Origin of the sequence: Microbacterium sp. ZOR0019 (assembly GCF_000800925.1) — a bacterium.
GTDB lineage: Bacteria > Actinomycetota > Actinomycetes > Actinomycetales > Microbacteriaceae > Microbacterium > Microbacterium aurugineum.
The window spans coordinates 33,479-53,863 of record NZ_JRKC01000016.1 but is presented as its reverse complement, the minus strand read 5'-3'; the positions used below and the strand labels follow the sequence as shown (position 1 = coordinate 53,863).

The following is a 20,385-nucleotide window of genomic DNA, read 5'->3' as shown; positions in this document are numbered from 1 at the left end:
TCGACGCGGTGGGGGAGGGGCGTCATAGGCTGGGGCGCATGACTGACGTTCTTCCCGTGGGCCTCGCCCTTGATGAGTTCAGCTCCGACATCCGCCCGCAGGACGACCTCTACCGCCACGTGAACGGCGCCTGGCTCGCCCGCACCGAGATCCCGGGCGACAAGGCGCGCTGGGGCTCCTTCCACCTCCTCGCCGAGCAGGCGGAGAAAGACGTGCGTGCGATCGTCGAGGAGTCGCAGGACGCGGCGGAGGGCACTCTCGCCCGCAAGATCGGCGACCTGTTCGCGAGCTTCATGGACACCGAGCGGATCGATGCCGCCGGTGTCGCCCCGCTCGCCGGGACGCTGGCCGAGATCGACGCGATCGACGGCATCCCGGCGTTCCTGCGCACCGTCGGCGCGTACGACCGCGACGGTCGTGCATCCGTGATCGGACTCTACGTCGACGGCGATCCCGGCGACCCCGAGCGCTACCTCCCTGTGCTCGTGCAGGCAGGTCTGTCGCTCCCCGACGAGAGCTACTTCCGCCTCGACACCTTCGCCGACACCCGCGCCGCCTACCGTGCCCATCTCGAGCGACTGCTGGCGCTCGCGGGCGTCCCGCAGGCGGCGGAGAACACCGACCGGGCGATCGCGCTCGAGACCGAGCTGGCGGGTCATCACTGGGACAACGTGCGCAGCCGCGATGCGGTCGCGACCTACAACCTCAAGACCTGGGACGAGCTCCAGGAGCTCGCCGGTGTCGATCTCACGCCGTGGCGTGAAGCGGTCTCGCCGTCGAACCCCGCCGCGTTCGACGAGGTCGTCGTGTCGCAGCCGAGTTTCTTCGAGGGCCTCGGCTCGCTGCTGACCCCGGAGCGTCTCGACGACTGGAAGGCGTGGTTGCGGGCGAAGGTCGTGCACGCCGCGGCGCCGTACCTGACCGACGATCTCGTGCAGGAGAACTTCTCGTTCTACGGCACCGAGCTCACCGGTGTCCCCACGATGCGCGAGCGCTGGAAGCGCGGCGTCTCGCTCGCCGAGGGGGCCCTCGGCGAGGCGATCGGCAAGGTGTACGTCGAGCGGCACTACCCGCCGACGGCGAAGGCCGCGATGGACGAGCTGGTCGCGAACCTCATCGAGGCCTACCGCCGGAGCATCACCGACCTCGAGTGGATGACCGCGGAGACCCGTGAGCGCGCGCTCGCCAAGCTCGACTCTTTCACGCCGAAGATCGGGCATCCCGAGGTGTGGCGTGACTACTCGAGCCTCGAGATCGACCGGGACGACCTGTTCGGCAACGTGCGCCGCGCATCGATCTTCGAGCACGATCGCAACGTCGACAAGGTCGGCACGCCCATCGACCGCACCGAGTGGCACATGCCGCCGCAGATGGTCAACGCGTACTACAACCCGTCCATGAACGAGATCGTGTTCCCCGCGGCGATCCTGCAGTACCCGTTCTTCGACGCCGGTCGTGATGCGGCCGCGAACTACGGCGGCATCGGCGCGGTCATCGGTCACGAGATCGGCCACGGCTTCGACGACCAGGGCAGCCGCTACGACGGCGACGGCCGACTGCAGGACTGGTGGACGGATGCGGATCGCTCGGCGTTCGAAGAGCGCACCAAGGCTCTCATCGCCCAGTACGACGCGCTCGTTCCAGAGGGCCTCGACGCCGAGCATCACGTCAACGGCGCCCTCACGATCGGTGAGAACATCGGCGACCTCGGCGGTCTCGGCATCGCGCTCCGGGCGTACGAGCTGTCGCTGGACGGTGCGGAGGCACCGGTGATCGACGGGTACACCGGCGTGCAGCGACTTCTGCTCTCCTGGGCGCAGGTGTGGCAGCAGAAGAGCCGTGACGCCGAGACCCTGCGGCTGCTGACGATCGACCCGCACTCGCCGAACGAGTTCCGCTGCAACCAGATCGTGCGCAACATCGATGCCTTCTACGAGGCGTTCGGGGTGTCCGACACCGACGCCCTCTGGCTGCCCGCGGCATCGCGGGTGACCATCTGGTGACCAAACGTCACACTCTGTGAAGCATCCCCCAGCGGTGGGGTTACGATAGCCCTGCCGCTGGGGAGCGTCTTCCCTCGGTATCCCGCAAATCCACCCCCCTTAAGGATCAGCGTGGGCGCTCTCGAGCCTGGTGATGGGTTCCGCAACTCCTCGGTCCCCGAGTCTCTGCGGGGTGCCCCGGAGTCGTCCGGCGGTCGCCGCTCGCAGCGCACCAGCCGTCGACTCCCTCGGCGCGCAGCCGCCGGGCGACGGTCGTTCACCGCCACGCTCCGATCGCTGGAGGGGCTGGCGGACTCCGGCGCGCAGGTCTCGGTACACGTCGTCGACCTCGACAATCATGTGCACGTCCTGGCCGGTGACGACCATGTGACCATGCCCGTCGCGGGGCTCGGCGTGGTCCCGCTGCTCATCGAGGTGGCCGCGGGCTTCCAGAGCGGTGCGCTGGATCCGTTCGAGATCGTCGAGCGGGAGAACGTCGATGCCGTGGAGACCTCGGGGCTCTGGCGACACCTGCATGCCCCGGCGCTTCCGCTGGAAGACCTCGCCGTGCTGGCGGCGACCGCGGGCGACCCGATCGCGGTCAACGCACTGCTGCAGAAGGTCGGGCACGAACGGGTGCGCGAGCGCATCGAGTCCCTCGGGCTCCGCCGCACGGCGCTGCTCGACCGTTTTCGCGACCGTCGTGGCCCCGACGACGCTCCGCAGGTCGCCGTCGGTTCGGCGCGTGAACTCGCCGGGCTGTTCTCGGCGCTGGTGAACTCGCAGGTCGTCGACGCCGCCGTCAGCGCGCAGGTGTCGGAGTGGCTGAGCCTGAACCAGGACCTGAGCCTGGTCGCGGCCTCCACGGGCCTCGATCCGTTCGCGCACGATCACGATGCGCACGGCCTGCTGTTCGTGAACAAGACCGGTCGCGACCGAGGGGTGCGTGCGGAGGCGGGTGTGCTCGCCGGCCCTCGCGCCGGGGTGGCCTATTCGCTCATCGTCTGCTTCGACGACCTCTCGATCACGCACCGGCTTCGTGCGCACGACGCCTTCCGCGTGCTCGGTGTCGAACTCATGGAGTACACGCACTGACGCGCACGGCACGTCGCTAGCATCGAGGGATGCCACGATCTGACTGGACCCCGCACCGCCGCGACGACGGCGAGCTGCTCGGATGGATCCACCCTGCCGGAGACGAGTGGGTGGCTGTCGACGTGCTCGGACGCCGTGTCGGTGCTCCCGCCGAATGGCTCGATGCCGAGGCCGCGTTGGAGGAGCACGGGATCGCGTGGCTCGCGGATCCGTGGATGCTGGACGGTGAGGACGACCGTCCGCTGCGCGTGCGCCTCCTCGAGGTGACTCCCGACGAGGACGGTGTGCCGGGGCGGATCGTGGTGAAGATCGACGACTTCGGCGACATGACCCGTCCGGCGACCGCGCAGTTCGTGCTGGCCTGGCCGATCCCGGATCGGCTGCGCCCTCCGCGCGCAGACGACCCCGACCCCCGCACGATCACCCGTTGACGGACGGCCTCGGTTCGCGTAGACCGGAGGGCGTCCGCATCCGAGGAGGAGTCACGCATGGGCATCATCTTCAGCGACCTCGCCGTCTCGGCCGACGGCTATGCCACCGGTCTGAACCAGACGGAGGAGCGACCGTTCGGCGATGTCGACGACTCCTGGCTGCACAACTGGATGTTCGACGCGTACGAGGAGAACAAGGCCGAGGTCGACGCGATCGTCACCTCGGGGGCGACCATCATGGGCCGCAACATGTTCGGCCCGGTGCGGGGGGAATGGGATCGCGACTGGCGTGGCTGGTGGGGTCCGAACCCGCCGTACCACAACCCCGTCTTCGTGCTCACGCATCATCCGCACGAGCCGATCGAGATGGAGGGCGGCACGACCTTCCACTTCATCACCGACGGCATCGAAAGGGCACTGGAGCTCGCCCGGGATGCCGCGGGGGAGCAGGACATCTCGATCGCCGGCGGGCCGCGCACCGTGAACCAGTTCCTCACGGCGGGTCTCCTCGACGAGCTGCGCCTGCACATCACGCCGTGCATCATCGGGGCGGGGGAGCGCGTCTTCGAGGGGGTGCCTCCGCAGCGGCTCGAACGGGTGTCGGTGCGCGCGACCTCCTTGGTCACCCACATCACCTACCGGAGGATCTGAGCCGGTTCACGTCGCGGATGTGCGGCGTCGCGCCGTGCTCAGCCGGGCAGGGACGGATGCTGCTCGGAGCTGCGCTGCTTCGGGATGAAGAGCGAGAGCACCACGGCGATCACGCCGGCCGCGATCGCGAGCCAGAAGCACACCTCGAAGGCGGCTCGCGTGGGGACGGCGACCCCGTCGACATCGATGCTCATCGCCGCGAGCACACCGCCCATCACGGCGGAGGCGCTCGAGGTTCCGACCGAGCGGAACAGGGCGTTCAGCCCGTTGGACGCCCCGGTCTCGTTCGCCGGCACCGAGCGCATGATGATCATCGGCATCGCGGCGAAGGTGAATCCGATACCGATGCCGATGAAGATGTTGGCCACGAAGATGTGCCACACCTCGGAGGACCAGAGCAGGACGAAGACGTAGGCGAGCACGATCGCGCCGGCGCCGACCGTGAACAGTGGGCGCGGGCCGACGGTGCGTTCGAGCCAGCCCGAGAGCGGTGAGATGACCATCATCACGAGCCCCGCCGGCATGATCACGAGCGACGCCGCCAGCATGTCGAGCCCGAAGCCCGCGCCGCCGACCGTCGGCATCTCGAGCAGCTGAGGGAACGTCACGTTCGAGGCGAAGAGCGCGAACCCCATGCCGATCGCGGCGATGTTCGTGAACAGCACGGCCGGGCGGGCGGCGACCCGGAGATCGAGCAGGGGGTCCTTGGTGCGCAGCTGGTACCAGCCCCAGACCAGGAGGACGGCGACTCCGCCGAGGATGCAGGTGAGCGTGAGCGGCGAGGTCCATCCCCACTGCGCGCCTCGCGAGACGAAGAGCAGGATTCCGGTGAGGCCGATCGCGAGACCGATGGCGCCGACCACATCGAGTCGGCCGGGGAAGCGGAGCACGTCCTCCGGGATCACCATGAGAACGAGGGCGAGGCCGACGACGCCGAGCGCTGCCGCGAGCCAGAACAGCATGTGCCAGTCGGCGTTCTGGGCGAGGAGGGCGGCGACGGGCATCCCGATGGCACCACCCACGCCCATGGTCGCGCTCATGAGGGCCACGGCGGTGCCGAGCCGCTCGGGCGGCAGTACGTCGCGCATGATGGCGATGCCGAGCGGGACCACACCCGTCACGGCACCCTGCAGCGCGCGACCGATGATCACGCCCACGATCGAGCCGGAGACCGCGGCGATCACGGAGCCGAGGATGAGGAGCGCGAGCAGGGCGACCACGACCCGGCGTTTGCCGTACATGTCGCCCAAGCGGCCGGAGATGGGAGTGGCGACCGCGGCGACGAGCAGCGTGATCGTGACGACCCAGGTGGTGTCCTCGCGGGAGGCGTTCAGCAGTTGCGGCAGCTCGGCCTGCAACGGGACGACGAGCGTGAACATGAACGACGAGCACAGGCCGGCGAACGCGAGGACCGCGACGATCGCCCACTTCGGCGGGGTGCGGGAGAGACGCTTCCTGGCTCTGTCGTCGCTCGCACCCACCGGCTCAGGCTATCGGCGATCGGACGATGCGGGGCCGTCCGGCGCTGGTTAGCATGTGGGCATGGTCACGAGCAGCGTCGCTCCGGACGATCCCGCCGCCCACCGCGGCATCTCCCGGCGTACCCAGTCCGACATCTACCGCGCGGGCATCAGCGGGACGAAGCCCGCGGTGCCGATCGACCCCGTGGCCCTCAAGGCGGCGGCCCGCAAGGCGCTGAGCGCCGAAGCGTTCGCGTACATCGCCGGTGGCGCGGGTTCCGAGCGCACCATGACGGCCAACCGTCGCGCGTTCGACCATTGGCAGGTCTGGCCGAGGCCGCTCCGTGACGTCTCGACCCGCGACCTCGGCGTGGAGTTCCTGGGACGGATGCGCCCGACGCCCCTCCTGCTCGCCCCGCTCGGGGTGATGGAGATGGCCCACGCGGAGGCCGACCTCGCGGTCGGGCGTGCCGCGGCATCCCTCGGTGTCCCGTACACGCTCTCGAACCAGGCCTCCTTCCCGATGGAGGAGGTGGCGGATGCCGCACCGCACGGCTCCCGGCTGTTCCAGCTCTACTGGTCGGCGTCGGACGACCTCAACCGCTCGCTGCTCGCCCGCGCCGAGGAGTCCGGGTGCGAAGCGATCGTCATCACCCTCGACACGCACCTGCTCGGTTGGCGCACCCGCGACCTCGATCTCGCGTACCTGCCGTTCACCCGCGGGATGGGGATCGCGCAGTACACGAGTGATCCGGCGTTCCAGCAGCTGGTGCGCGAGCGCGCCGCCGCGCCGAAGGGCGATGCGCCCGGCGTCCGCGTCACACCTCGGGCGGTGGCCGCGGCCCTGACGATCGCCCGCAAGGGGGCGCCGCTCACCGGCGGAGCTTCGCTGCGCGACAACCTCCGCTCGCCGTTGCCGCGGGCTGCGGTCGAGACGTTCCTCGACGTGTTCTCCACTCCTGCCCTCACGGGGGAAGACCTGGCGAAAGCACGCGAGTGGACGAGTCTGCCGATCATCCTCAAGGGGATCGTGCACCCCGACGATGCCCAGGCGGCGCTCGATGCGGGGATGGACGGGATCTGGATCTCGAACCACGGCGGCCGTCAGATCGATCGCTCGGTGCCGACGCTCGACGTGCTGCCCGAGATCGCGGAGCGTGTCGCGGGCCGGGTGCCGATCGTCTTCGACTCGGGGGTGCGGGGCGGCGCCGATGCCGTGATCGCCCTCGCCCTCGGCGCGACGGTCGTGGCTCTCGGCCGTCCCTACGCCTACGGCCTCGGCATCGCCGGGGAGGTGGGTGTGCGCGAGGTCGTGCGCAACGTGCTCGCCGAGATCGACATCACCCTCGGGCTGGCGGGGCTCACCTCCGCCTCTCAACTCGATCGGGACGCGCTGAGGAAGGTGTGAGCACGCTCCGCCGTTCGTGATTGCATGGGCGGATGAGCGATGACGCCGCCTTCGACCAGCACCCCGCCGACTCCGCATACCACCGCCGGCTCCCGATCGGCGAGGTGCTCGACGCCTCCGCGATCGCCGAGGGTCTGCCCTGGGCCTTCGAGACGATCACGATGCGTCCGCTCGAACCGATGCTCGTGCCGGAGAAGCCGCGCGGAGGAGAGATCGACCCGGGCGAGTGCGGGCACTGCGGTCCGAGCGTGCACACGATCTGGCACGACGAGCTGTGGCAAGTGCGTGCCGGATGGGACGTCGGCGGTCTGCCGTTCATCGGCGGGGTCGCGCCGCGCGAGCATTGGCTGCTCGAGAACGCCCCGCACGACGTGCTCGCCGCGCTGGGTCCGCTGATGCAGCGGGTCTCCCAGGCCGTCAAGAGCGTCCCTGGGGTCGCGCGCTGCCACTTCGGTCGCTGGAACGACGGCTCCGCGCACATGCATCTGTGGGCGATGGGACGCCCGGCGGGGATGATGCAGGGCCGCGGCGCCGTGCTCGCCTTCTGGGACGAGATCCTGCCGCCGCTGCCGCCGGAGATGGCCGAAGCACACCTCCGGATCGTCGCGGAAGCGCTCGCGGCGGGTGGCGGGGAGGCCTTCCCTTATCGCTGATCCGGGCCCGTCGATTCCTCGAACGGGCCGACGAGGGGCAGACTGGGTGCGTGCGAACCATCCGTGACCTCGACACCGTTGAACTCATCCTCGACGCGCAGGGCCTGCTCGACTCCATCCGGGGTCCGCAGCGCGTGGTGGATGCCGGCACCCTGCGCGCCCTGCAGCAGTCGGGCAACTACGTCGTCGGCTTCTTCGACGGCGAGGGCGACGAGGAGCGCATGGTCGGGGCATCGATCGCGTTCTTCGGCGAACCCGCCCGGCGGGCGATGCACTCGCACATCACGGCCCTGCTCCCCGAGTATCGGGGTCGCGGCTGGGGGCGTGAGCTCAAGGAGCACCAGCGTCAGTGGGCGTTCTCCCGCGACGTCGGTCGGATCACCTGGGTGTTCGATCCGCTGGTCGCGCGCAACGCGCATTTCTTCTTCACGGTGCTCGGCGCACGGGCGACGGGATACTCGGTGAACCGCTACGGGATCTTCGGCGGCGGGGACGCGGGTGACGAGAGCGACCGGCTCGATGTCGAGTGGGCCCTCGCCGACATCGCCAAGCCGCCGGCAGACGACGAGGTCGTCGAGACCCTGGAGATCCCGGCGGACATCGAGGCGCTGCGCATCTCGGATCCGGCGGCCGCACACGAGTGGCGGCTCCGTCTGCGGGCCCAGATGGAAGGTCTGCTCGGCAGCGGACTGAAGGTCGCCGGCTACGACAACGCGCGCGGCTACCTCTTCACGGCCTGACCGCCTTCCGCGGCGGCGCGATCAGCGCACCCCGCGCATGAGCTTCAGGACGGGTTTCACGCTGAGCAGCAGGCCGATCCCGACGACGATGGCGATGCCACCGAGGATCGAGAAGTACGGCACCTCGTCATCCGGGTTGTAGAACTGCACCAGCCATCCGGAGATCGCGGTGCCGAGGGCGATCGACAGGAAGAACAGCGCGACCATCTGCGTGTGGAACGCGGCGGGCGCGAGCTTGGTGGCCACCGAGAGCCCGACCGGTGACAGCAGCAGTTCGGCGACCGTGAAGACGAACAGGATCCCGACGATCGCCAGCAGCGGCGTGGAGTTCTCGCCCCCTCCGGCGAACGGCAGGAACAGCAGGAACGCCGATCCCATGATGATCGCGGCCAGTCCGAACTTCACCGGTGTCGAGGGCTGGCGCTTTCCGAGTCGGGTCCAGATCGCGGCGAACACTCCCGACAGGATGATGATGAAGACGGGGTTGATCGACTGCACCCACGAGACGGGCATCTCCCAGCCGAACAGGTTCCTGTCGAGGCGCTTGTCCGAGTAGACGGTCAGGACCGTGAACTGCTGCTGGTACAGCGACCAGAACGCGACACTGGTGACGAACAGCGGCAGGAACCCCCACACCCGCGAGCGCTCGGTGGTGTCGATGCGACGGCTGGACAGGATGACGGTGAAATAGGCGACGGCGGCGATCACGGTGCCACCGATGACCAGGGTCGCGAGGTTGTCTGCGCGGATCAGCCCGGTCAGGACCAGGACGGCGATGAGGGCGACGGCGACGACCGCGATGATCCCGACGAGAGGGTAGCGGGACGTCGGGAGCGGGTTCGGCACCTCGCGGACCGAGGCGGGCAGGGCGCGACGCCCGAACGAGTACTGGACGAGACCGAAGGTCATCCCCAGGGCCGCGAGTCCGAAACCGAAGTGGAAACCGAGGGAGGACTGCAGGATGCCGGTCAGGATCGGGCCCAGGAACGCGCCGAGGTTGATGCCCAGGTAGAACAGCGAGAAGCCCGCGTCCCGGCGGGGATCCTCCGGGGTGTAGAGACTGCCGACGACCGAGGTCGCGTTCGCCTTCAGGCCGCCGGAGCCGAGCGCGACGAGCACCAGGCCGACGCCCACGCCGACGAAGCCCGGGAGCAGGGCGAGGGCGACGTGGCCGGCCACGATCACCATCGCGCTGACGAAGAGCACCCGTTCGGACCCGAACAGGCGGTCGGCGAGCCAGGCGCCCAGGATGGTCGACAGGTAGACCGCGCCGCCGTACGCGCCGACGATCCCGCCGGCGACGGCTTCGGGGAGGCCGAGGCCACCCTGCGAGACCGAGTAGTACAGGTAGATGAGCAGGATGCCCTGCATGCCGTAGAAGCTGAAGCGCTCCCACATCTCCACGCCGAAGATGTGCACCAGAGCCCACGGTTGGCCGAAGAAGCGGGTGTCTTCGTTGCGGGCCCGCTGATCTCGCGCTGCAGTGCTCATGTCAGGACGCTACTCCCGTGCGGCCGTCGGGGCCAGGGTCGCCACGGGGCGACGGATAGAATGGGGTGCCCGTGTTCACGGGTCTCCTCCCGCATCCGACCATTGGAGCCACCATGGCCGAACAGTCCCGCCTCGACAAGGTCATCGCCCTCGCCCGCCACCGCGGGTTCGTGTTCCAAGCGGGTGAGATCTACGGCGGTTCTCGGTCGGCCTGGGACTACGGCCCCCTCGGGACGGAGCTCAAGGAGAACATCCGTCGTCAGTGGTGGCAGACGTTCGTGCGCGGCCGTGGCGACATGGTCGGCCTGGACTCCAGCATCATCCTCCCCAAGCGCGTGTGGGAGGCCTCGGGTCACGTCGCGACCTTCACCGACCCGCTGGTCGAGTGCCTGCAGTGCCACAAGCGCTTCCGTGCCGACAACCTCATCGAGGACTTCGAGGCGCGCAAGGGGCGCAAGGCCGAGAACGGCCTCGCCGACATCCCCTGCCCCAACTGCGGCACCAAGGGGCAGTACACGGAGCCCAAGGCGTTCTCCGGCCTGGTGAAGACCTACCTCGGCGTCGTGGACGATGAGTCGGGCCTGTACTTCCTGCGACCCGAGACCGCGCAGGGCATCTTCGTGAACTTCTCTAACGTGCTCACCGCGAGCCGCAAGAAGCCGCCGTTCGGCATCGGCCAGGTGGGCAAGGCGTTCCGCAACGAGATCACGCCGGGCAACTTCATCTTCCGCACGCGCGAGTTCGAGCAGATGGAGATCGAGTTCTTCACGCCGCCCGCCGACGCACAGCAGTGGTTCGAGCACTGGGTCGAGGCCTGCTGGAACTGGTTCATCGATCTGGGCATCGACCCCGAGAACATGCGCCAGTTCGACGTGCCGGAAGACGACCGTGCGCACTACTCGGCCGGCACGATCGACGTCGAGTACAAGTTCGGCTTCGCGGGCAAGGAGTGGGGCGAGCTCATGGGCGTCGCCAACCGCACCGACTACGACCTGTCCAGCCACAGCGAGGCGTCGGGGCAGAGCCTGACCTACTTCGACCAGGCCACGGGCGAGCGCTACACCCCGTACGTGATCGAGCCGTCGTTCGGCCTCACCCGCGCGATGATGGCGTTCCTCGTCGATGCCTACCGCGAGGAGCAGGTGCCCAACGCTAAGGGCGGCACCGACGTGCGCACCGTGCTCAAGCTCGACCCGCGCCTCGCGCCCGTCAAGGCCGCGGTGCTGCCCCTGTCGCGGAACGAGAAGCTGTCGCCTCTCGCGCGTGAGGTCGCCGACACGCTCCGCAGCTCCTGGGCCGTCGACTTCGACGACGCGGGGGCGATCGGTCGCCGTTACCGTCGTCAGGACGAGATCGGCACCCCGTTCTGCGTGACGGTCGACTTCGACTCGCTCGACGACCGTGCCGTGACCGTGCGCGATCGCGACACCATGGCGCAGGAGCGCGTCTCGATCGACCAGCTGCACGCGTACCTCGCGGAGCGTCTGCGCGGCGCCTGACCCTCGGGTCACCTGCCCACCTGACTTCCGGGCCTGGTGGTCGAGACCCCCGGATCGTCGAGACCCCCGCGCCCCGCCGAGACCCCCGCCCGCTGACGTCAGCAGGCGGGGGTCTCGACGATCAGCCGGGGTCTCGGCACGGAGGGGGAGAGATCAGCTGCCGGCCACCGCGCGCGCGTAGCGCTCGGACAGCAGCTGGAGGCGGGGGATCAGCTCGGGCGGACTCTCGACCGTGAAGTCCATCATGAGCATCCCGATGTAGGCGGCGACCGTGTCGAGGCTGTCCGCGCCGGTGACGAGGATGCAGTGCTCCTCGTCGATCGGTTCGACCACACCGACCGCGGCATGGATCCGGTCGAGCACGGCCTCCGCCGGGGCGTCGATCCGTAGTCGGGCGTGCACGATCCACCCGCTCACTGCGATGGTCCGCATCGCGAAGGCCGTGTAGTCGCCCCCGGGCAGCGGCTGCGGGTCGAAGCGCCGGTGGGTCGGCATCCGCAGCTCCATCCAGTCGACGCGGTAGGTGCCCCACTCCTCAGTGTGCGGATCGCGCGCAACCAGGTACCAGCGCCGATGCCAGGTGAGCAGCCGATAGGGCTCGACCAGCACGGGCGCCCCTTCGTACTCGAAGCGCAACCACTCCTCGTTGCGGATCGCGCGCGCGATGGCCTGCAGCGATGCGGCGTCCACCTCGGGATCCGGGGCGTCGGTGTCGTTGTTCTCCGGAGCGCGGTCGACGCTGGTGCGGAGGGCGTCCACCGTGGGACGCAGATGCGACGGCAGAACCTGCTCGAGCTTGGCGAGGGCCCGGGCGCCCGACTCCGCGACCCCTGCGATGCCGGCCGCGGCGCGGAGCCCGACCGTGACCGCCACCGCCTCTTCGTCGTCGAGGAGCAGCGGAGGAAGCTTCCCGCCGGCCCCCAGGCGGTATCCGCCGATGGATCCGCGCGTGGCGTCGACCGGATACCCGAGGTCACGCAGCCGCTCGATGTCGTGCCGGATGGTGCGCGCCGAGACGCCGAGACGGGCGGCCAGGTAGGACCCGGCGCGCTCGGGGCCGGTCTGCAGCAGGGCCAGAAGGGCGAGCAGACGAGCGGTCGGATCGGCCATCGGAACTCCGTGAAAGTCGGTCATTTATTAGGAACGAATCCAACCTAATGCCCTTCTACCTTCGAGATATGGAAAACACGACGCTCACCTTCCGCCCCTTCACCGTCTCGGTCTCCGCTGCCGAGGTCGCCGATCTCCAGGATCGTCTCGCCCGCACTCGTCTTCCGCAGCCGTCGCCGACGGATGACTGGGATGCCGGCACCCCCAACTCCTACCTGCGCGAGGCCGTCGCCGCTTGGCGCGACTTCGACTGGACCGCCGCCCAGGATCGGATCAATGCCGTCCCGCACTTCACCACCGAGATCGACGGTCAGACGATCCACTTCCTCCACGTGCGCTCGGCCCACGAGGGAGCGACACCCCTGCTGCTCGCCCACACCTACCCGGGCTCGTCGATCGACTACCTCGACCTGATCGACCGGCTCGTCGACCCGGTGGCATACGGCGGCCGGGCGGAGGACGCCTTCGACGTCGTGATCCCGGATGCGCCCGGCTACGGCTTCTCACAGCCGCTCGCTTCGGCAGGGTGGACGACCGCACGCGTCGCGGAGGCTTACGACCGCCTCATGCGGGGGCTCGGCTATGACAGCTACGGCATCCACGGATCCGACAACGGGGCGATGGTCGCCCGCGAGCTGGGGCTGCGCGAACCCGAAGGATTCCTCGGTCTGCACGTGCTGCAGTTGTTCTCGTTCCCCTCGGGCGACCCGGCGGAGTTCGAGAAGCTGGAGCCCGCGGACTACGCCGGCCTCGAGCACATGCAGTGGTTCCAGTCGGTGGGCGGGTACAACGCCATGAACTCCTCGCGCCCGCAGACCGTGTCGGTGGGCATCAGCGATTCTCCGGTCGGACTCCTCGCGTACAGCGAGCTGTTCAACTCGTTCGGCAACGGCACCTCGCTCGTGCCTCTCGAGAAGATCCTGCTCGAGGTCAGCGTGAACTGGTTCGCGAACGCGGCGTCCGGCATGTCGCGCAGCTACCTCGAGAACGCCAGGGCAGACGCCGCCGAGGAAGGGGCAGAGCCGCGCGTCAGCACCGCCCGCACCGGAGTCGCCGTGTTCGCGGACGACTTCCAGACGATCCGGGTCTTCGCCGAGCGCGACAACGCGAACATCGTGCACTGGAGCCGCTTCGACGAGGGCGGGCACTTCGCCGCTCTGGAGCGCCCCGACCTGCTCGCCGCCGACCTCCGCGCGTTCTTCTCCTCGCACCCCTGACCCCCGTCCCCGTCCCGTCCCTCCTCCCACCCCCGCACACGCGCCGAGACCCCCGTTCCGCGCCGAGACCCCCTCCTGCAGACGGCTGCAGGAGGGGGTCTCGGCGACGAGAGGGGGCGTCGACGATCAAGGGGGCGTCGCAGCGTCGCAGCACCGGGGCGGGGGGTCAGCCCGTGACGGTGAGCTGCACCTCGGAGGTGCCGCCCGCCTCGACCCAGGCGAGTGAGCGTTCGAGGATGCCCCGCAGCACGTCGAGGTCGATCTGCTCCAGATCCTTGATGTACAGGCATCCGACGCCCGTGGTGTGCGGTCCGAGCTCGGCCAGGGCCTCGGCGTGCGCGGCCACTCCGTCGAACAGGTAGATCGTCGTCGCAGCCTTGCGCGGAGCGAAACCGAGCAGCCCGCTGTCACCCTCCGTGCCGGTGGGGTAGCGGTAGTGGCAGGAGCCGAACCCGATGATCGTGCCCCAGGTCTGCGGTTCGCGTCCGGTGATCTCCTGCAGGAGCGCGGTCAGGGTCTCGGCGTCCCGACGGCGGGCCGCGGGGGAGGAGCGGGCGATGAGTCCCGCGACGTCATCCCCGGTCGGCTTCACTTCGCTGTCTTGGCCGCGGCCTTCATGGCCTTCTTGTGCTCACGCACCTTCGTGAGCGAGTCCGGCGAGACGATGTCGGCGACGCTGCGGTAGGAGCCGTCCTCGCCGTAGGGAGCGGACGCCTCGCGCCAGCCCTCGCCCGTGAAGCCGTACTGCTTGCCCAGGAGCGCGAGGAAGATCTTGGCCTTCTGCTCGCCGAAGCCGGGGAGCGCCTTCAGGCGCTTCAGCACCTCGGGTCCCGACGGGGCTCCCTCGGTCCACAGCGCGGCGGCGTCTCCGTCCCAGTCGTCGACGAGGGTCTGGCACAGCGTCTGCACGCGGGTCGCCATCGATCCGGGGAACCGGTGCACCGCGGGGGTCTGCCTGAAGGCCTCGAGGAACTCGTCCGGCGCCATGTGGGCGATCGTCGCGGCGTCGGCAGCTCCGGTGCGCTGCTCTATCTTGAGCGGACCGGCGAATGCGGTCTCCATCGGAACCTGCTGGTCGAGCAGCATCCCCACCAGCAGGGCGAGCGGGTTGTTCGTGAGCAGGTCGTCGGCGGCGGTGTCTCCGGTGATGTGAAGGGCCATGCCTCCAGTGTCCCACCCCGCGCCGGAGCGTGTCAGGCGGTCGCGGCGTCGTCCGCGGCGGAGGTCTCGGCTTCGGGTGCGATGCCGTACAGCGCGGACAGCGCGGCGGTGAACTCGTCGGCGCGACCGGCGGCGGCGAGCTCGTGCGCGCGCACGGTCGGGGTGTGCAGCAGAACGCCGGAGAGGTGGCGCAGAGCCTGCTCGACCTTGCCGTCCTCGTCGCCGCGCGCGCGAGCACGATCGATCTCACGCTCGAGCAACTCGAAGATGTGTGAGCGGAAAGCCACGACCGAAGGGGTCACGCTCTGTCGTGCGCCCACCACGTGGAAGGTCTCGGCGGCTTCGCGGACGACCGTGCGCGCGGCATCCGTCGCCTGGAGCTCTTCGAGCGGTGCGTGGAGGCGGATGGTCTCGAGGTCGAGCAGGGCCACGCCCTCGAGCGAGGCGACGGCGGGGTCGACGTTGCGCGGCATGCCGAGGTCGACCACGAGCCGGCTGTGGGCGCCGACGGGGCAGCCGACAGCGGCGGGTCCGGTCGGAAGCTGCAGGTGCTCGGGGCCGAGCACGGGCTCCGTGGCGGTGGTGCACGTGATGAGCAGGCTCGAGCGTGCGGCGGTGCGGGCGTACTCGTCGGCGGCGATGGGACGGATGCCGTGCTTCGCGGCGAAGACCTCGGCGCGGCCCGAGGGCGAGTACACCGAGATGTTCACGGCGCCGCGCTCACGAAGCGTGGCCAGGGTGACCGCGGCATAGGCTCCGGTGCCGACCAGTAGCACGCGCTCGGCGGCCCAGTCGGCGATGCGGCTGTCGGCGAGTTCCAAGGCGAGGCGCACGAGCGAGCGGCCCGCGCGGCCGAGGGCGGTGACGTTCTTGACCTTGCGCTGCGCCTGGCTCGCACGCTGGAAGAGGCGTTCGAGTTCGGGGGAGGTTGTGCCGCCCTTGCGCGCGGACGTGAGGGCGCGGCGGACCTGCCCGGCGATCTCGCCCTCGCCGGAGACGACGGATTCGAGACCGGAGGCGACCGAGAAGAGGTGTTCGGCGACGCGGCGTCCCGAGTGCACGGCGTAGGCACCGTCGAGCTCGGCGGCAGGGATGCCCGTCGCGGATTCGACCGCTTCGATGACGGCCTCGACGCCGATCGCACCGGCTGCGGTCACCGGTTCGTCCATTTCGACGTACGCCTCGAACCGGTTGCACGTCGCCAGGACCACGGCACCCTGCACACACGGCGTCATGCCCACGAGAGTGGGAGCGACGTCGTCGGGGGTGCGGCTCAGGCGTTCGAGCAGTTCGAAGGAGGCGGTCTTGTGACTCGCCGTCACACACAGCAGCACGTTTCGATTGTACCGGAGCGCGGAGAGCGGGGAGTCGCACGGCCCGACTCGGCGGCTCCATAAGGGCGGAATGCGAGGATGGGGACATGGCCCTCACCGACGCCCCGCTTCTGCGCGCCCTCGCCGGCGACCGTCCCGCCCGCACCCCGGTCTGGTTCATGCGGCAGGCCGGCAGGTCGCTGCCCGAGTATCGTGACCTGCGCGTCGGGACCCGGATGCTCGACGCCTGCCTGACCCCGGATCTCGCTGCCGAGATCACGCTGCAGCCGGTGCGCCGGCACGGGGTGGACGCGGCGGTGTTCTTCAGCGACATCGTCATCCCGCTGCGTCTGGCCGGGGTCGACGTCGAGATCGAGCCCGGGCGTGGTCCGGTGTTCGCGGACCCGGTGCGCACGGCATCCGACGTCGATCGTGTCACCGCCATCGATCCGGACGACCTGGACGGCACGGCCATCGCGGAGGCGGTCGGCATCGTCACGGCGGAGCTGGGCGACACCCCGCTGATCGGCTTCGCCGGTGCGCCGTTCACGCTCGCGGCCTACCTCGTCGAGGGCGGCCCCTCCAAGGAGCATCTGCGTGCGCGGGCCATGATGCACTCCGACCCGGAATCGTGGAACCGGCTGGCCGGATGGCTGGCGCGTGTCTCCCGTCGCTTCCTGGAGACCCAGCGGGATGCCGGGGCCTCCGTCGTGCAGCTGTTCGACAGCTGGGCCGGATCGCTCAGCACCGCCGACTACCGCGCGTTCGTGGCTCCGCACTCCCACGCCGCGCTCGCAGACATCAGCCTTCCGACCATCCACTTCGGCGTCGGCACGGGGCCGTTCCTCGCCGACATGCGCCTCGACGGCGTGGCCGACGGGGTGGGCGTCGACTGGCGACAGCGCCTCGATGAGGCGGCCGCGATCCTCGGACCGCACGTCACGGTGCAGGGCAACATCGATCCTGCGCTCCTCGCCGCCCCGTGGCCGGTGCTGGAGGCTCATGTGCGCGACGTGATCGATCGCGGTCGAGCGGCGCGAGCCCACATCCTCAACCTCGGACACGGCGTCCCGCCCGAGACGGACCCCGACCAGCTCACCCGCATCGTCGAGCTGGCGCACTCCCTCTGACGATCAGATCGGCTTTCGAGTCGCGCGAAGTGTCGCATCCGTGACGCGAAAGCGACCATTCACGCGATTCGAGGGCCAGCAGTCCGCCGCAGACGACGCATGATCCGCAGGTCGTCGAGAGTGAAGCCCCCGGCCGGGAGCGCCGCGCGGATGCGCTCGTCGTCGAACGCCCGGGCCGGGCGGATGCCGATCGGTGCCTCGGGGGCGAACGGTGCGGCCTCGCTCACGCCCTCCGCGAGCATCCGTGCCTGAGCCTTCGCCACGAGCGGGACGACCATCGTCCACTCGGTCACCTGGGCCAGCGCCCGCACGATCCAGGTCGGCACCGGGAGGAACGCGGGACGGCGTCCGGCGACACGGGCGATGCGACGGATCGCCTCGCCGAGTGTGACCTCATCCGCACCCATGACCGCGATCGTCGGCTCCTCGATGCGGCCTTCGAGAGCGGCGACGAGGACGTCGACGGCGTCCTCCACGGGCACCGGTCGTGCCGTGCGTTCGCGGTAGCCGACGGTCCAGAAGAAGGGCAGTGTCCGCACCGCCTTGGTCACGTGGTCGACCATGTGATCGCCGGGGCCGTAGATCATCCCGGACTTGAGGATGGTGTGCGGTATGCCGGAGGCGCGGACGATCTCCTCCGCCTCCCACTTCGACTCGTGGTATCCGGAGCCGCAGTCGGGGCGTGCTCGGAGGAAGCTGACGAGGACGATGCGCTGCACGCCGGCGCGGCGGGCTGCCTCCACCACGGCCCTCGTCCCGTCGACGTGCACGCGACGGAACGTCTGTCCGTCTATCTCGCGGTTGATCCCGGCGCAGTGCGCCACGGCGTCGCACCCCTCGAAGGCTTTACTCAGGGCCTCCACGTCGGTGATCTCGATGCCGTTCCGGCGGGAGATCACGACCGCGTCGTCGAGGCGGTCGGCGAGGTTCCTGCCGACGAATCCGGTGCCGCCCGTGATCGCTACCCGCATGGTGTTTCTCCTTTGCTAATTAGCTACGCGGCTACAGAGTATCTAGCAAAGGTGCTATATTGCAACCATGACCGACAGCGCGAGCGACATCTTCGCGGCGCTGGCGCACCCCACCCGGCGCCAGATCCTGCAGGATCTGAAAGAGGGGGAACTCGCGGCCGGCGAGATCGCCTCGCGTTTCTCCGCGAGCGGGCCGACCATCTCCCGTCACCTGAGCGTGCTCCGCCAGGCCGGACTCGTCACCGAGCGCCGCGACGCCAACCGCATCCTCTACTCGCTCGTCGGTGAACGGCTCGCGCTCTCCGTCGGCGACTTCCTCTCGACGGTGTGCCCCGAGCAGATCGTGCTGCGCGAGGTCCGCAAGCGTGGACGCGGCAGTTCTGAGCCCGTCGGGGCCTGATCCGCACCGGTGGGAGAATTGAGGGCATGACGCCCGACCCCTCCTCTGCAGAGCCGTCCGATCTCGCCGCCCGCGCGGCGCAGAAGCACGTGGTCGTGATCGGTGGCGGCATCGGCGGCCTCGTCGCGGCGCGGGAGTGCGCCAAGGTCGGCATGCGCGTCACCCTGCTCGAGTCCGCGGACGAACCGGGGGGCGCGATCCGTCGGATCGAGCTGGACGGCGTCGTCGTCGATGCCGGGGCTGAGAGCTATGCGACCAGGGGCGGACACGTGCGCGCCTTCGTCGAGGAGCTCGGCCTCGCAGATCGCATCGTGGCTCCGCAGGCGGGCGCCGCCTGGTTGGCCGGCATCCCCGGCGTGGGCGCGGCACCGCTCCCGGTCGGAGGGATCCTGGGGATCCCCGCGAACCCGTTCCAGGACGACGTGCGTCGGATCATCGGATGGTCGGGCGTCTGGCGCGCCTACCTCGATCGGGTCCGGCCGCCCCTCACGATCGGCCACCAGCTCAGTCTCGGCAAGCTGGTCGCCTCGCGTATGGGACCCAAGGTGCGCGACCGTCTCGTCGCGCCCGTCACCACCGGCGTCTACTCCGCGTCTCCCGACGACGTCGACATCGACGTGGCTGCTCCGGGTCTCAACGCCGCGCTCACCCGCGTCGGCTCCCTCTCCGGTGCGGTGCAGTCGCTCCGTGACGAGGCGGCCACGGCGAGGGCGGCGACGGCGAGCGCGGCGGACAAGACGCCCGGAGCGGCGGTCGAAGGACTCTCCGGCGGCATGAGCGCCCTCGTCGACGCGCTCGCCGCCGATCTGGGACGCCTCGACGCCGACGTGCGGACGGGAGTGAGGGTGCGCAGCGTGCGCCGGGCCGGGGCGGCCTGGACGGTGGAGGTGGAGACTGCGCCCGTCGTCGACCTCCCCACCGTCACCGACGACGAGGCCGCGGTCGTCACGGAGTTGCGTGCCGCCGCCGTGGAATCCGCTGCTCCGGTGGTCGAAGAGCTCGCCGCCGACGCCGTCATCATCGCGACGCCCGAGTCCACGGCGCGGGAACTCCTCTCCTCGGTGGTGCCCGATCTCCGGAAGACGGAGGCGGCGGCCTCGCCCGAGATCGAGATCGTCACCCTGATCCTCGACGCGCCCGCGTTGGATGCCACCCCGCGTGGCACCGGCGTACTCACGGTGCCGGGCAGCCACACGGCCAAGGCGCTGACACACTCGACCGCGAAATGGGGGTGGGTGCGTGAAGCGGCAGGAGACCGCCATGTCGTCCGCGTGTCGTTCGGCGCGCAGGGGGAACCGGCCGCCACTGCAGAGCTGAGCGATGCCGACGCCGCGGACCTCGCCCGCAGCGAAGCCGCTGCTCTGCTCGGCATCCCCCTCGCCCCCGCGGCCGTCCTCGCCTCCCATCGCGGCCGTTTCGTGCAGTCGCAGCCGGCGTCGATCATCGGATCCGGGGCCCGGCGTCGGGCCGCGCGGGCTGCGGTTCAGGCGGTTCCCGGCCTCGCTGCGGTCGGTGCCTGGCTCGCCGGAACAGGGCTCGCGCAGGTGATCCCGGATGCGCGGGACGAGGCGGACCGCTTGCGGCGCACCCTGTTGTGGGACTGAGACACCTCTCCGTGTCAACCCTCCGGCGCATAGATGCCGAAATCGGCATACGGGGTTACGCTGGGAACC

The 20,385-nt window shown here is 69.8% G+C and carries 19 protein-coding genes; 12 read left to right on the top strand and 7 right to left on the bottom strand.

Going from position 1 to position 20,385, the window contains the following annotated elements; all coding sequences use genetic code 11:
• Positions 1–38: 38 nt before the first annotated feature.
• The 4 genes from L978_RS05290 (at position 39) to L978_RS05275 (ending at position 4,159) form a co-directional block, all read left to right on the top strand.
• Complete coding sequence (locus L978_RS05290; protein ID WP_047521032.1) at positions 39–2,003, top strand: M13 family metallopeptidase; 1,965 nt, start codon at positions 39–41, stop codon at positions 2,001–2,003.
• A gap of 111 nt (positions 2,004–2,114) precedes the next feature.
• Positions 2,115–3,077 carry a serine hydrolase gene (locus L978_RS05285; RefSeq protein WP_047521031.1) on the top strand — a complete coding sequence of 321 codons (963 nt, stop codon included), beginning with the start codon at positions 2,115–2,117 and terminating at the stop codon, positions 3,075–3,077.
• A 29-nt stretch (positions 3,078–3,106) separates the two neighbouring features.
• Positions 3,107–3,508 carry a hypothetical protein gene (locus L978_RS05280; protein ID WP_047521029.1) on the top strand — a complete coding sequence of 134 codons (402 nt, stop codon included), beginning with the start codon at positions 3,107–3,109 and terminating at the stop codon, positions 3,506–3,508.
• Positions 3,509–3,565: 57 nt separating this feature from the next.
• Positions 3,566–4,159: a dihydrofolate reductase family protein gene (locus L978_RS05275; protein WP_047521027.1), complete on the top strand. Its 594-nt coding sequence runs from the start codon at positions 3,566–3,568 to the stop codon at positions 4,157–4,159.
• Between the two features lie 38 nt (positions 4,160–4,197).
• Here the strand turns inward: L978_RS05275 and L978_RS05270 are convergent, their stop codons facing one another.
• Positions 4,198–5,640 (bottom strand): MFS transporter, encoded by a 1,443-nt coding sequence (locus L978_RS05270; RefSeq protein WP_081996928.1) that lies wholly within the window; start codon positions 5,638–5,640, stop codon positions 4,198–4,200.
• A gap of 61 nt (positions 5,641–5,701) precedes the next feature.
• On the opposite strand from L978_RS05270, the gene L978_RS05265 reads away from it, so the two are divergent.
• Genes L978_RS05265 through L978_RS05255 form a run of 3 tightly spaced genes read left to right on the top strand, consistent with a single transcriptional unit; the run spans position 5,702 to position 8,420 of the window.
• Complete coding sequence (locus L978_RS05265; RefSeq protein WP_052193351.1) at positions 5,702–7,027, top strand: alpha-hydroxy-acid oxidizing protein; 1,326 nt, start codon at positions 5,702–5,704, stop codon at positions 7,025–7,027.
• Positions 7,028–7,059: 32 nt separating this feature from the next.
• Complete coding sequence (locus L978_RS05260; RefSeq protein WP_052193350.1) at positions 7,060–7,680, top strand: hypothetical protein; 621 nt, start codon at positions 7,060–7,062, stop codon at positions 7,678–7,680.
• Between the two features lie 50 nt (positions 7,681–7,730).
• Entirely contained in the window at positions 7,731–8,420 is a 690-nt protein-coding gene (locus tag L978_RS05255; protein WP_047521025.1) for a GNAT family N-acetyltransferase, read from the top strand.
• Positions 8,421–8,441: 21 nt separating this feature from the next.
• On the opposite strand, the gene L978_RS05250 is transcribed toward L978_RS05255, so the two are convergent.
• Positions 8,442–9,911 carry a peptide MFS transporter gene (locus L978_RS05250; RefSeq protein WP_047521023.1) on the bottom strand — a complete coding sequence of 490 codons (1,470 nt, stop codon included), beginning with the start codon at positions 9,909–9,911 and terminating at the stop codon, positions 8,442–8,444.
• Positions 9,912–10,024: 113 nt separating this feature from the next.
• Between L978_RS05250 and L978_RS05245 the strand changes: the two genes are divergently transcribed.
• Positions 10,025–11,410, top strand: a complete 1,386-nt coding sequence (locus L978_RS05245) for a glycine--tRNA ligase (protein ID WP_047521021.1) — start codon at positions 10,025–10,027, stop codon at positions 11,408–11,410.
• Between the two features lie 153 nt (positions 11,411–11,563).
• On the opposite strand, the gene L978_RS05240 is transcribed toward L978_RS05245, so the two are convergent.
• A complete protein-coding gene (locus tag L978_RS05240; RefSeq protein WP_047521020.1) occupies positions 11,564–12,520 on the bottom strand; it encodes a helix-turn-helix transcriptional regulator in 957 nt (318 codons plus the stop codon).
• Positions 12,521–12,588: 68 nt separating this feature from the next.
• Here L978_RS05240 and L978_RS05235 point away from each other — a divergent pair, with 68 nt between their 5' ends.
• Positions 12,589–13,737, top strand: coding sequence for an epoxide hydrolase family protein (locus L978_RS05235; RefSeq protein ID WP_047521018.1), 1,149 nt, complete (start codon positions 12,589–12,591; stop codon positions 13,735–13,737).
• A gap of 166 nt (positions 13,738–13,903) precedes the next feature.
• On the opposite strand, the gene L978_RS05230 is transcribed toward L978_RS05235, so the two are convergent.
• The 3 genes from L978_RS05230 to L978_RS05220 are packed head-to-tail and all read right to left on the bottom strand — an operon-like array spanning position 13,904 to position 16,232.
• Positions 13,904–14,329: a DUF1801 domain-containing protein gene (locus L978_RS05230; protein ID WP_047521016.1), complete on the bottom strand. Its 426-nt coding sequence runs from the start codon at positions 14,327–14,329 to the stop codon at positions 13,904–13,906.
• Entirely contained in the window at positions 14,326–14,898 is a 573-nt protein-coding gene (locus L978_RS05225; RefSeq protein ID WP_047521014.1) for an HhH-GPD-type base excision DNA repair protein, read from the bottom strand. Before L978_RS05225 ends, L978_RS05230 begins: the two co-directional genes overlap by 4 nt.
• Positions 14,899–14,930: 32 nt before the next feature.
• On the bottom strand, positions 14,931–16,232 hold the full coding sequence (locus tag L978_RS05220) for a glutamyl-tRNA reductase (RefSeq protein WP_047521013.1): 1,302 nt from the start codon (positions 16,230–16,232) through the stop codon (positions 14,931–14,933).
• An 86-nt stretch (positions 16,233–16,318) separates the two neighbouring features.
• Between L978_RS05220 and hemE the strand changes: the two genes are divergently transcribed.
• Entirely contained in the window at positions 16,319–17,341 is a 1,023-nt protein-coding gene (gene hemE / locus L978_RS05215) for a uroporphyrinogen decarboxylase (RefSeq protein ID WP_047521011.1), read from the top strand.
• Positions 17,342–17,400: 59 nt separating this feature from the next.
• Here hemE and L978_RS05210 read toward each other — a convergent pair whose 3' ends face one another.
• The gene (locus L978_RS05210; RefSeq protein WP_047521009.1) at positions 17,401–18,312 is read right to left on the bottom strand and encodes an NAD(P)H-binding protein; all 912 of its coding nucleotides are present in this window, start codon (positions 18,310–18,312) and stop codon (positions 17,401–17,403) included.
• A gap of 67 nt (positions 18,313–18,379) precedes the next feature.
• Here L978_RS05210 and L978_RS05205 point away from each other — a divergent pair, with 67 nt between their 5' ends.
• On the top strand, positions 18,380–18,712 hold the full coding sequence (locus L978_RS05205; RefSeq protein WP_047521007.1) for a metalloregulator ArsR/SmtB family transcription factor: 333 nt from the start codon (positions 18,380–18,382) through the stop codon (positions 18,710–18,712).
• Between the two features lie 26 nt (positions 18,713–18,738).
• The gene (locus L978_RS05200; protein WP_047521005.1) at positions 18,739–20,316 is read left to right on the top strand and encodes a protoporphyrinogen/coproporphyrinogen oxidase; all 1,578 of its coding nucleotides are present in this window, start codon (positions 18,739–18,741) and stop codon (positions 20,314–20,316) included.
• Positions 20,317–20,385 lie beyond the last annotated feature (69 nt).